Genomic DNA, 12208 nt, shown 5'->3' on the forward strand with positions numbered 1-12208 from the left:
TCAGGAAAAGTCGGACCGAAAATAATTACAGGGGAATATAGCGAAGTCGTGAAGCATAGCTGATCAACAAGGCCACGGAGCAGGCGACCACCGGGGTAAAAATCCAGGCAAGAAAAATGCGTTTGAGTACGCTGATATCCACGGTATTGACCCCTTTGACAATGCCGATGCCCATTACCCCGCCTATAACAGCCTGAGAGCTCGATACTGGTACTCCGACCAGGGTGTACAGATGAATGGTCATGGCCAGGGCCAGGGAGACCACCAAGGCGGAAAACGGCTCCAGGGTGACGATTTTCTTACCCACGGTCTCCATGACCGGACGGCTGAATGTCAGGATACCGAAAGCGATGGATATCCCGCCAATAATGGCCGCGGTCAGCACACTGATCATGCCGGCACCGACAAAGACCCCGGTCACGTTGGCAACATTGTTGGCCCCAAGGGCATAAGCACCGTAACTCGCGGAAAGAATTAAACCGAGCCGCAGAATATGGTCGCTGTTGAACAGCGTCATTGGAATACGGTTATAAAAAAAACCCATAATCCTGTAGAGCAGTACGGCGATGATTGCCGCACCCACCGGAGTACCCACCCAGCAGAGAACGACCTTGCCTAAACCGGAAAAATTGAGCTGATTATTGAGAATACCCATGCCGAGAATGGCTCCCACCACCGACTGAGATGTCGAAACCGGCAGGGCCATCACAGTCATGATGGTGACGGTAACGGCTGCGGCAATAGAAGTGATCACCGCCTGGTGAACTGAAAGTGTGGTCAGGCCTTTCAAAGTTTCAATCCCTGCCTGTCCGGAGATGACAGCACCGACAATAACGAAGAAAGAGGCCAGCAGAGCCGCGGGCCAGAAGCGCATCATCTTGGAGGAAACCGCAGTACCGATAATATTGGACGCGTCATTGGCTCCAAGGGACCAACCGAGAAAAACGCCACCGAGAAGAGATAACATTACACCCGCCGTTTCAAGGTAAGAATGTTAATAAGTTTGGAAACCCTGTCGGCCTGGTCGGTAATATCACCGATATTGACAATCAGTTCCTTGAACTGCAGTTTAAAAAACGGTTCCAGCTCCCCGGATTCAAAAATACCTGCAATGATCCGCCTTTCAATATGGTCGCAATGGCTCTCATTGCGGTCAATGGTACTCATCAGGGAGCGTCTGCCGCTCTTGTCTTTCAGGAACAGCTCAACCTGCTGAGCCAGCAGCTCACACGATTCAAGGCTGATGCGGATGATATCCTCCACGTCATTGACAAATTCACCCGGAATTTCCAGACGTTGGTAGCGGATCATGAACAGTGTTCTCTCCAAATGATTGGGGATCTTATCCAGGGAAATAAGAAGATTCATGATATCACTGCGAAAATCAGGGATAAGCGCCTTTCCGAACATCAGGTTATTGACCTTGTCCAGGATATCGTCAGCCATGGACTCGTACTTATGGGTCCGTTCCATGAGGAAATCAAATTCCTCACATCGGGGGCGGGCAATACAGCAGGCCAGGGCCTTGTCAAAATTCTCCAGAATCTGGCGAAATGTATCAAGATAGCTGTAAATCAGCTCCTCGACCCGCGTGTCCTTCTTAAAAAGAAAACTGAACATGGAAAAATGCCTTTATTGATAGTGAATCCTTTTCTCCACCACCGCAAACTGGAAGATGGTAATGATGGCAAGAATCAGCACCAGAACAACCGTGAGGGTTGCGGCGTAACTGGTATCCCAGAAGCTGAATGCATTTTCATAAATATAGTAGAGCAGCAGAGAACTGGCGTTATCCGGCCCCCCCTTTGTCATGATAACCAGGTGGTCCACCAGTTTGAAGGAATTGACAACGGCATTGACCGTGACAAACAGCGTGGTGGGCATAAGCAGCGGAAAGGTTACCCGTCTGAAATAATACCATCCTCCCGCGCCTTCAACAAGGCCTGCCTCACGTAATTCCGGAGAAAGCTGTTGCAGAGCCGCCAGGTAAAAAACCATGAAGAACCCGGATTCCTTCCAGATCACCATGACGATAAGACAGAAAAGTGCACTATCCGGATTACCAAGCCAGTTATGGCTCTCCCCCCGAACAGGGAAAAAACCTGGTCAAACAGGCCATATTCCGGAGTGTAGAAAAACAGCCAGATATTGGCAACAGCAATCATGGGAAGAACAGTTGGGGTAAAAAAGGACATGCGCACAAAAGATCGCCCCCTGATATTTCGGTTGACGAGAAGGGCCATGCCCAGGGCAATGCTTATACTGAACGGTACGGTGCACATGGAGTAGACAACATTATTCTTCAACACCTTCCAGAAAATGTCATCATCAAGAAGATAGCGGTAATTATCCAAACCGATAAACACCTCAGGCCGGGTTGCCGTTCCCATGGAAAAAAGACTGTGAAATATATTGGAAACAATAGGATAATGGGTAAAAAGGCTGATCATGAATACCGCCGGCAGGACCAGCAGCCAGCCGTTGATATGATTCCAGTACCTGCGCTGCACCGTTGTTTTCATGGACGTACTCCGGCGGTAATTCCAATCCGTCTGCCCGTCTGTGCATCAAACAGGTGAATATCCTCTTCCTTCCAGATAAGTCCCACTTTATCTCCTGGAAAAACCTCTGCCTTTCCTTTTACAGAAACAGTAATGGAATGATCCCCGGTACGACAGAGCAGCAGGCTGTCCGCTCCCAGATATTCAACAGTTTCGACTGTTCCCTGGATATTTGAATTTGCAGACAGCTCTATTTTTTCCGGCCTTACACCGATTAGAATCGGTTTTGTGTCCCCTGCGGGAAAAAGTGCGGTAGAAAATTCGGCAAAAATAGCAGCATCAGGCGTCAGTATATTCATGGGGGGATTGCCGATAAATCCTCCGGTAAAAGCGGTTGCCGGCAGATTGTAGAGATCTTCCGGGGTACCGTACTGCTCAATATGCCCGTCCTTCATGAGGATGATTTTATCGGCGATGGTCATAGCCTCCACCTGGTCATGGGTAACATAGACCATAGACATCTTCAGTCGTTGCTGGAGCAGACGGATCTCCTGGCGCATTTCCTGACGCAGTTTGGCATCAAGATTCGACAGGGGTTCGTCCATCAGACAGACTGGAACCTGGGCCACTATAGCCCTGCCCAGGGCAATTCTCTGCCGCTGTCCTCCGGAGAGTTGAGCCGGCCTGCGCTCAAGAAATCCGGAAAGACCAAGCAGGGAAACAGCCTCGTCAAGACGCTTCCTGCGCTCTTTTTTCGGCACCTTGCGGGCCTTGAGGCCAAAAAGGATATTCTCCGCCACATTCAGATGCGGAAAAAGGGCATAATTCTGAAAAACCATGGAGATATTGCGCTTCACCGGCGGCAGGTTGGAAACATCCCGCCCCTCGATTTCGATGGTTCCCGAGGTGGGCGTTTCAAGACCTGCGATAAGCCTCAGGGTTGTCGATTTTCCGCAACCGGAAGGTCCGAGAAGAACAAGCAGTTCACCTTTACCGCAGCTCAGGTTAATATCGCGCAGAGCTTCCGTATCTCCCCAGCTTTTACAAATATTTTTTAGAACAATTGTAGACATGTTTTTTACTCGTTCGTGTAACGTGGCAAACTCACCAGGTTACTTTATTCCCGAATGCATAAACGACTGAACAAACTGGCGCTGAAACAGAATAAATGCCACCAGCAGCGGAGCCATGGTCATAACTGTTGCCGCAGTGATGATTGACCAGTCAACACCCGATTCCGGTGCCCCGAAGATTGCCAGTCCCACGGTGAGGGGGCGGCTGTTGACCGAACTGGTGATAACCAGCGGCCATAAGAAATTATTCCAGTGATAACTCACCGATACAAGCCCGTAAGCGATATAGGTCGATTTTGCCAGAGGAACATAGACTTTCAGTAGTATACCCACCGACGAGACACCTTCCACCTGGGCTGCCTCCACCAGTTCATCAGGGATTGTCTTAAATGACTGGCGAAGAAGAAAAATACCGAAAGCACTGGCCATATAGGGCAGCCCAATGGCCGGAATGGTATCAAGGAGCCCAAGGGAACTGATGGTACGATAGTTTTCAACAAGAAGCACTTCCGGCATGATCATCAGCTGCAACAGAACCAGGGCAAAAATCACATTTTTTCCAAAAAAATCAAACCGGGCGAATCCATAAGCGGCAAGGGTGCAGAGTACAAACTGGGCCGCCAGGATCAGGGTCACAAGCACAAAAGTATTCAGTAGATAACGGGGGAAGGGTGCATATGACCAGGCCCTGGTGAAATTTTCCAGGGTCAGAGGGGCAGACAATTGAAAACTCGTTGAATATTCGGCAGGATGAAAAGCACTCCAGAAAGCAAAAACAACAGGAAGGAGCCACAGAGCCCCCAGCATCCAGGCACCAAAAGCTTCCACTCCTTTTGCCATGGCCGGCATCCCCTGTCTCATAATTTTCCCTCCTGCCCGGACCGGAAGGGAACAGCTCCCTTCCGGTCGGAAAAAACTAGCCCGTATTTCTTATGAACAGTGTGTTCATTTTAATCTGGTTTCTAAATCCTGCACTTCGGGAATAAAGAAAAAATATTTATACTGTATAAACAGATAATTATCATGTCGCAGTTCGGGCTGTACTGCTCACTATCCGAGTGAGATTGTTTTTTCTTTATTTCCTTGCCCTGCGGGATCCAGGTGGTTGTAGACATTCACAAACTGAGCCGGGCAAGTATCGTTGCCATATGAACTCAAAGTTCCCCGGATCTCGAATTAACGATGATGATCTCGTAAAAAGTCGTTCAACGTTCTCAGATGGACTCTGTAAAAACTTCGATATACAAGGCGTGGCGGTGTCGTGTAAGCGCAGGCGTACATATGGTACGTCGAGCATTACACGATCACCCCACAACGCAGTAGATCGGAGTTTTTGCGAGTCCATCAACGATATCTTCTCAGAATACGCTCTGCCTGTTTCTGGGCATCCTTCAATGCCTTCTCGGGTGATTTTGCATCGGTAAGGGCCGATTGAATCGCATCATTGAGTATTTTATAAACCCGGCCATTTTCATGGACAGACAGCTCGGCCGTTGCATATTTCAACTGGTCTCTTGCCACGGCTGCAGGTGGAAACGATTTGACATAGGCCTTCAATTCCGCGGTTTCATAAGCATCGGGACGGGTTCCCATGTAACCTGTACCTATGCTCCACTGTGCGGTACGTACCGGCTGAGTCATCCACTTGATGAACTTCAGGGCTGCCGCCCTCTCTTCCGGAGTCGTTTTCTTAAAGATATAAAAATTTCCACCGCCGGTGGGAGTTCCCCTTTCCTTTTTAGCGGGCAGCATGGCCACACCGAAATCAAACGTGGCGTTTTTCTTAACCGCAGTCAGGTTACCCGTTGAATGCCACATGATGGCCGTTTTCTGCTCCAGAAAATCAGTGCGCAGGGTTCCCCATTCAATTGTGCCTGATGGCATTATTGAATGGTCTTTACCGAGGCTTTTCCAGAACTCAAGCGCCTGAACCACACCGGGCTTGTCAAAATAGGTTTTGGTACCGTCGCCGTTCATCAGCACTTCACTGTTCTGCCTGGCAAGAGCACCAAACATCCAGTAGGGGTAGCCGGTGGAAGGAATTTCCAGGCCCCAGCGGGTAACCTTTCCCGCATTATTTTTCACAACCAGTTTTTTGCCCATGGCCACCAGTTCATCCCAGGTTGCCGGCGGTGCATCCGGATCAAGTCCCGCTTCTCTGAAAGCATCCTTATTGTAATACATGACGATGGTCGAACGCTGGAACGGTACAGACCAGGTCTTGCCACCGGTGCGGGCATTTTCCATCAGAGCCGGATAGAAGCTGTCCAACCACTTTTTTTCCTCCGGTGTGGAAATAAGGTCATCAAATGGTAGAATGGCGTCATTATCAATAAGAGTAAATATCTCGGTTGAGAGAATAACGGAAAGATGGGGAGGGTTACCACCCTTGAGCGCCGTCATCGCCTTTGTCATGGTATCTGAATAATTACCTGAATAAATGGCCTTGACGGTAATGCCAGGATTTTCAGCTTCAAAATCCTGGACAAGCTTATCCACCAGTTTCGTCAGCGCTCCGCCGACCGCAACCGGGTAAAACATCGTCAGTTCCGTCGCAACTGCCAGGGTTGACAGGGAAAGCAGAAACAGGCCCAGGAAAACCATTGCCACTGATCGAGTCTTCGACCTTACTTTGTTCATACTTCTCCTCCTTGTTCAATTAAGGTTTTAACATTGCACGCGAACACTACCCGACAGGACCGGCAGTGGACTCTCTGACTATCAGGGAGAGATCAAGCATTCTGTGAACAGGCTTCATACATCCTCCTATCCGTTGAAACAGGAGATCCGCCCCGAGTTTTCCAATGTCATATGCCGGCTGCCTGATTGTTGTCAACTCGGGAATGACATAGGACGCTATACGGATATCATCAAAACCGACGATGGACAGGTCCCGGGGCAGTTGCAGCCCCAGCTCCCTCGCACCCTTCATGGCCCCCAGGGCAAGAAAATCGTTTGAGCAGAAAAAAGCGGTTGGCGGATCTTTAAGAGAAAGCAGTTTTTTTACCGCGTCTCTTCCACCCGTCAGAGAATAGTCGGTCTGAATGAGAAGAGCTTTATCGTAGGAAATTTTATTATTTTTCAGGCACTGCCTGTACCCGTGCCAACGATGAAAGCTTCTGTCGGAAATGGAAAAGCGACCTGCAACCATACCGATACGTCTGTGTCCCAATTTCACCAGGTGCTCGGTTGCCCGGTAGCCACCCCGGAAATTGTCAACCCCGACCACGGTCATGGGGCCTTTTTTTACTGTGCTGTACAGCAGAACAAAGGGTATTTCCTCGTCCACCAGTGTTTTCAGGACGGCTCCCCTGGGGTTGGTGGTGGTAATAATAAGACCATCCACCTGTTTTTCCCTGAAGGTCTCAACCAGCTTCTCCTCCTGCTTATACTGATAATAGGTGTTTCCCAGCAGCACCTGGATATTGTTGCGATCCGCATAGTCCTGTACACCCCTGGTTGATTCAGCAAAAACAGGATTATTAATTGTCGGAATAATCAGACCGATGGTATTGGATTGCTTGGTGACAAAACCACGGGCCAGGGCATTGTATTTGTATTTGCACAGCTTCATGGCCTCCGTGACCTTGTCACGGGTCTCTTCCCGCACGGCCTCCGGGGAGTTTATTACCCTGGAAACGGTGGCCGTGGACACTCCAGCCAGTTTTGCAACATCGAGAATTGTACTCATGATATCCAATGTAAGTGTTTACATTTATATACCCGCAACAAAAAGAATCTGTCAATCTTTTTATTTCGACGGAGAAACACCTTTTATCTTTTTAATTTTTATCTATTTGAAATTTAACATTATTTTAACATTACTCATTAACAGCATACTTTTATCTCTTGAAATAAATCAGGGATTCATATTATAAACAGAAAATGTAAACACTTACATTCATAAGGAGCGCAAGACATGACAGGTCACCGGTTACTCCGTCTCACAGAAAAAGTACAACGTATTGAAAACTGTGGTCTTTTCGTTGATCTTATAAAAACTTCCAGGGGAACGATACGGGTAGGCAGCATGCCCGATGTATCAAAATACCTGGAACACTATGGATTCAGAGAAGAAACCGTAATAGTACCGGACTGGGAAGGTTCCATGTGTGGCGACAACCGCACGGGGGAAGAATTTGTTCTCTGGCGTTCCCAGCTCAAAACAGATATGGGCAAAAAATATGTGGGTTCTCCTGACAATCTGAAAAGAATGTACGGCAATCTGGAAAAAATATTTCCTTTTTTCTTTGATCCCGAACGGATTGGAATTGTCAGAAAAAGCTGGCTGGACAACTGGTTCAAAAAAGAACCGGCTGCCCCTCTGTACAGAAACAATTCCCTGGAAATTCACTGCGAGGGGGGAAACATCACGGTAAGGGACCAGGGACAGAACATTTACAGTAGAAAAGAATCGTTACCACCAGTGGATGTGAATGAAGCGGTGGAAGAAATACTTGCTACAGTGACAAGGGACAACCTCAGGAGGGATGACCTGGAAGTCACGGCAGTCGGCACCGGCAACGGCTTTACGGGAACGGTATCCAGTGCAGTGGTCCGTTTCGGAACTTCCGTTATCTGGATTGATCCCTGTGGATATCCAGCCTGGAATCTTGCAGAGCACGGTATTCACTGGGATGATATCACCCATATTCTCATTACCCATAACCACGAAGATCATATCCAGGGATTTTCTGCCTGCCTGAAAAAAGCAGAACATACCGGTATCCCGATACAGCTCATCACCGGGCGGGCCATTTTGAATATCCTCAGAAAACAGTTCAGCCCACTTTGTCCTCAATTTGACAGGCTGGTGCGTTTCATACCACTGTCTCCGGCGAATCATCCCCTGAAACTGGGGAAACTGCAACTTGACTGTCGCTGGAACCACCATTTTCTGCCCTACGGCACCCTGGGGTTGAAATTCTCCGGAGGTGGAAAGGTTTTTGGTTTTTCAGGAGACACCAAACTGGATGAAAAGATCAATCGCATTCTCGGCAGAAAAAAACTCCTTCCCCAATGGTTTGCGCGGTGCGACCTGCTGTTTCATGAGGTGGATTTTGACAGTCCGGGCAGCGTTCATACCCATTGGAAACAGGTGGAAAAACTGCAACAGGCCGTTGCTGCCCGAATTCTCTGCTATCATTCAGCTGTCCTGGATAACGGCCCTCTTCCCCAGGTAAAAGCGGGAAAAACATACAGACTGTAATATATTGCATCTGTTCCCAGCTGGAAAATACTCACTTCTGCCTTTCCACAGTCATCTTCCCATTGAAATCCACTCCACACCTGCTACAATGTTCCTTTATTTTACAAAAAGAGCACTGGCACGTCCCCGAATACGTATTATTTTAAAAAAACTCCCTTTCAACATATTCTATCAATGGAGATCACTATGAAAAGTCATCTGTCTCGGCTGTACATTACACTTTTTTCACTCCTGTTTTTCTCTCTTGCAACCCTTTCATACGGCGCGAATATTCAACAGGATATTGCAAAAAACAGCACCATAGAGAAAATCAAAAAAAGAGGTGTGCTGCGGGTTGGCATGGACGTTTTCCAACCCTGGGCCATGCGGGACAAGAACGGTAAATTCATCGGCTTTGAAATCGATGTGGCTACCCGTCTGGCAAGGGATATGGGGGTAAAGGTGCAGTTCGTCCCCACTGCCTGGTCTGGAATAATCCCTGCTCTTCTTACCGGGAAATTTGATGTTATCATAGGTGGAATGTCCATCACTCCCAAACGGGCCCTTTCGGTCAACTTCTCTATCCCCTATGATTATACCGGCATGTCAATCGTCGCAAACAAGGCCAAGGCTGCAGGTTTTAATTCCCTTGAAAGCTTTAACAGTCCAGATGTACAGATAGCTGTCAAACTCGGCACAACAGCTGTTGCAGCAGCCAGGAAGTTCGTACCAAAAGCAAAACTGCGTATGTTTGACACGGAACCTCAGGCGTACCAGGAACTCCGCAACGGTAATGTTCACGCTGTCATCGGTTCAGCCCCCAAACCAGCCCAGGAGGCAGCCGACTACAGTGATACGCTTTTTCTGCCACTTGATACCACCTTTACAAGGGAGCCCATCGGGTTTGCAGTGAGAAAAGGCGATCCTGACACTCTCGCCTATTTCAACAGCTGGATCACCGTGGTGGACATGGAAGGATGGCTGCAGGAGAGGCATGATTACTGGTTCATGACCAAGGACTGGGCCAATCTCATCAAATAATAATGCAGTGTCGTTTCCCGGCCTGGATCCATTTCGTTCATCCAGGTTCACAATGGAACCGGAAAATCCCGGGGTGATACAGTAATGCACTATAAATTAAAACGTATCACCCCCCTTGACTGCGTGGTTCTCCTCGCCCTTTTTCTTTTTGCAGGTTTTATCTGTTACAGGCTCTTTTACTCCCTGAACTACAGGTGGAACTGGTCAGTCATTCCCACCTACATGTTTCGCCTAAACGAAAACACAGGCAAATGGGAACCCAATATCCTGCTGGAGGGACTTTTTACGACCCTGCGACTCAGTTTCTGGGGGATGGTTCTGGCCATTCTGATCGGTTTTTTGTTCGGTTTGATGCGGGTTTCAACCAGGCTTTTTTTCCGCCTCGCCGGTCGAACGTATATTGAACTGATTCGAAACACCCCCCCGCTGGTACTGGTCTTTATTTTTTATTATTTCATCACCGATCAGATCCTGGTTTCCTTCGCCATTGACGAAAAAATACTGAGCAGTCCCGCCTGGCTGCAGAAGTTCATCTCGATTTTTTTCGCCGATCCCCCCTCTCTTAACCCCTTTCTTTCCGGTGTTCTTACCCTTGCTCTTTTCCAGGGTGCCTACATCGCGGAAATTGTCCGGGCAGGAATCCAATCCATCAAGCAGGAACAATGGGAATCCGCCTGGTCCCTGGGCCTCAATAAATGGCAGGTCATGCGCCTGATCATTCTGCCGGAGGCGATCCGTATCATGCTCCCGCCCCTGGGTAATGAATTTATCAATACCGTCAAATGGTCTTCAATTGTTTCCATCATCTCCATTCAGGAACTTACTTTCCAGGGACTGCAGGTCATGGCCTCTACCCATGCAACCATTGAACTGTGGATCACCATTTCAGTGATATACCTGCTTCTCTGCCTTACACTCTCTGTAATTGTCGCAAAAATAGAGAGACGACTCTCACGTTTTGATTCGTTTTTCCAGACAGGCGCGGCTGAAGGAAATTAATATGACAGCATCACAATCACCTTTTGGCATTGCCAATATCCGCCTTTTTATTGCCTTTCGGGTCTTTTTCAACTGCCGCTTCTATTATCCAGTATTCACCATTCTTTTTCTTGATTACGGCCTGACAATAGAACAGTTTGCCCTGCTGAACACCATCTGGGCAATAACCATCGTTCTGGCGGAAGTACCTTCCGGCGCCCTGGCCGACGTCTTCGGCAGAAAAACTCTGATCGTCATCACCTCTTTTCTAATGGTCATTGAAATGCTTGTCATAGCCATTCTACCCCTGGGAAATTCCACCCTTATATTCTGGGGATTTCTCATCAACAGGGTTCTGAGCGGTCTGGCAGAAGCCATGGCCAGCGGTGCAGATGAGGCCATCGCCTACGATTCCCTTGTTGTGGAAGGAGATGTGAAAGACTGGCCCAAAGTCCTCAGTGTACAGATGCGTCTGCGCTCAATTGCCACCATCATCACGGCCACCAGCGGCGCCCTGCTCTATGACCCGGCCATCGTCAACCGTATCCTCAACTGGGCCGGTTCATCTGCCTCGGTCAACCAGCAGATCACCATGCGTTTTCCCGTCTATCTGACCCTTGTTCTGGCGGTTCTTGCCTGTATCACAGCCCTTATGATGCAGGAAAACCAGAAGGATACAGAAAATAACAAAGAGAAATACTCCATGGTAAAGGCCCTGGAAATGACCTGGCAGGCAGGGAAATGGATCGGAAGGACACCTTTTGCCCTGGCAGTTATTCTCCTGGGAATGTGCTATGATCATGTCCTTCGCATGATAGTCACCATGACCAGTCAATATTTCAGGTTGATCAACCTGCCGGAGGCCAGTTTCGGTTTCATCAGCTCCGCCATGGCCCTGCTTGGTCTTGTTACACCGAAGGTGGCTGAATATATGGTGGGCAGGTTTTCGGCCACCCAGAATATGCTGTGGGTTGCAGCCGTAACCCTTACCGGCCTTTTCGGTCTCACAGGTTTTTTCCCCTATTTCGGTATCCTGCCCATGGCCTGTATCTTTATCGGCCTGATGCTGGTTTCCTTTTTTACAAGCCACTACCTGAACCAGGTCACTGAATCTTACCAGCGGGCCACTGTACTCAGCTTCAAGGGACTGGCCTTCAATCTTGCCTATGGACTGATCGGAGTTTTCTTCGCCATGCTGATCCAGTACCAGAGAAGAACATTTCATAACGCCCATCCCCTGTGGATTGCCGACAATATCAAAAACCTGGCCTTTAAAAATGCAATCAACTGGTTTCCCTGGTATACCATAGTCGTGCTCTCATTGATCATTTTTTACTGTGGATACAGGCTGAAGGGAAAAAAATAACCCGAGGTTGCCAATTGCCTGCTTTAGGTATAAATTGACAAAAAGATGTCCGACTGCAAAC

At 48.5% G+C, this 12208-nt stretch carries 10 protein-coding genes and 1 pseudogene; 4 read left to right on the top strand and 7 right to left on the bottom strand.

Annotation, left to right across the window (positions count from 1 at the left end):
* Window positions 1-25: 25 nt before the first annotated feature.
* From LO777_RS14740 to LO777_RS14775, 7 genes and pseudogenes are all read right to left on the bottom strand, one after another.
* Window positions 26-967, bottom strand: a complete 942-nt coding sequence (locus tag LO777_RS14740; protein WP_228854631.1) for an inorganic phosphate transporter — start codon at window positions 965-967, stop codon at window positions 26-28.
* Window positions 967-1620, bottom strand: a complete 654-nt coding sequence (locus LO777_RS14745) for a DUF47 domain-containing protein (RefSeq protein WP_228854632.1) — start codon at window positions 1618-1620, stop codon at window positions 967-969. The genes LO777_RS14740 and LO777_RS14745 overlap by 1 nt, the downstream gene beginning before the upstream one ends.
* 12 nt (window positions 1621-1632) lie before the next feature.
* A pseudogene (locus LO777_RS21170) lies at window positions 1633-2522 on the bottom strand (carbohydrate ABC transporter permease).
* Window positions 2519-3574: an ABC transporter ATP-binding protein gene (locus LO777_RS14760; RefSeq protein ID WP_228854635.1), complete on the bottom strand. Its 1056-nt coding sequence runs from the start codon at window positions 3572-3574 to the stop codon at window positions 2519-2521. Before LO777_RS14760 ends, LO777_RS21170 begins: the two are co-directional and overlap by 4 nt.
* 39 nt (window positions 3575-3613) lie before the next feature.
* Window positions 3614-4435, bottom strand: a complete 822-nt coding sequence (locus tag LO777_RS14765) for a carbohydrate ABC transporter permease (RefSeq protein WP_228854636.1) — start codon at window positions 4433-4435, stop codon at window positions 3614-3616.
* Between the two features lie 483 nt (window positions 4436-4918).
* On the bottom strand, window positions 4919-6214 hold the full coding sequence (locus LO777_RS14770) for an ABC transporter substrate-binding protein (protein ID WP_228854637.1): 1296 nt from the start codon (window positions 6212-6214) through the stop codon (window positions 4919-4921).
* Window positions 6215-6260: 46 nt separating this feature from the next.
* Window positions 6261-7265 carry a LacI family DNA-binding transcriptional regulator gene (locus LO777_RS14775; protein WP_228854638.1) on the bottom strand — a complete coding sequence of 335 codons (1005 nt, stop codon included), beginning with the start codon at window positions 7263-7265 and terminating at the stop codon, window positions 6261-6263.
* 228 nt (window positions 7266-7493) lie between these two features.
* Between LO777_RS14775 and LO777_RS14780 the strand changes: the two genes are divergently transcribed.
* The 4 genes from LO777_RS14780 (at window position 7494) to LO777_RS14795 (ending at window position 12147) form a co-directional block, all read left to right on the top strand.
* Window positions 7494-8783, top strand: coding sequence for an MBL fold metallo-hydrolase (locus tag LO777_RS14780; protein WP_228854639.1), 1290 nt, complete (start codon window positions 7494-7496; stop codon window positions 8781-8783).
* A gap of 186 nt (window positions 8784-8969) precedes the next feature.
* Window positions 8970-9803 carry a transporter substrate-binding domain-containing protein gene (locus LO777_RS14785; RefSeq protein WP_228854640.1) on the top strand — a complete coding sequence of 278 codons (834 nt, stop codon included), beginning with the start codon at window positions 8970-8972 and terminating at the stop codon, window positions 9801-9803.
* Between the two features lie 84 nt (window positions 9804-9887).
* A complete protein-coding gene (locus LO777_RS14790; RefSeq protein ID WP_228854641.1) occupies window positions 9888-10802 on the top strand; it encodes an amino acid ABC transporter permease in 915 nt (304 codons plus the stop codon).
* Between the two features lies 1 nt (window position 10803).
* Window positions 10804-12147 (top strand): MFS transporter, encoded by a 1344-nt coding sequence (locus tag LO777_RS14795; RefSeq protein WP_228854642.1) that lies wholly within the window; start codon window positions 10804-10806, stop codon window positions 12145-12147.
* Window positions 12148-12208: the final 61 nt, after the last annotated feature.

Origin of the sequence: Desulfomarina profundi, from assembly GCF_019703855.1 — a bacterium.
Lineage (GTDB): Bacteria > Desulfobacterota > Desulfobulbia > Desulfobulbales > Desulfocapsaceae > Desulfomarina > Desulfomarina profundi.

Coding starts and splice junctions, on each gene's coding strand:
- LO777_RS14740 (WP_228854631.1), bottom strand. CDS start 967: ATGTTATCTCTTCTCGGTGGCGTTTTTCTCGGTTGGTCCCTTGGAGCC.
- LO777_RS14745 (WP_228854632.1), bottom strand. CDS start 1,620: ATGTTCAGTTTTCTTTTTAAGAAGGACACGCGGGTCGAGGAGCTGATT.
- LO777_RS14760 (WP_228854635.1), bottom strand. CDS start 3,574: ATGTCTACAATTGTTCTAAAAAATATTTGTAAAAGCTGGGGAGATACG.
- LO777_RS14765 (WP_228854636.1), bottom strand. CDS start 4,435: ATGAGACAGGGGATGCCGGCCATGGCAAAAGGAGTGGAAGCTTTTGGT.
- LO777_RS14770 (WP_228854637.1), bottom strand. CDS start 6,214: ATGAACAAAGTAAGGTCGAAGACTCGATCAGTGGCAATGGTTTTCCTG.
- LO777_RS14775 (WP_228854638.1), bottom strand. CDS start 7,265: ATGAGTACAATTCTCGATGTTGCAAAACTGGCTGGAGTGTCCACGGCC.
- LO777_RS14780 (WP_228854639.1), top strand. CDS start 7,494: ATGACAGGTCACCGGTTACTCCGTCTCACAGAAAAAGTACAACGTATT.
- LO777_RS14785 (WP_228854640.1), top strand. CDS start 8,970: ATGAAAAGTCATCTGTCTCGGCTGTACATTACACTTTTTTCACTCCTG.
- LO777_RS14790 (WP_228854641.1), top strand. CDS start 9,888: ATGCACTATAAATTAAAACGTATCACCCCCCTTGACTGCGTGGTTCTC.
- LO777_RS14795 (WP_228854642.1), top strand. CDS start 10,804: ATGACAGCATCACAATCACCTTTTGGCATTGCCAATATCCGCCTTTTT.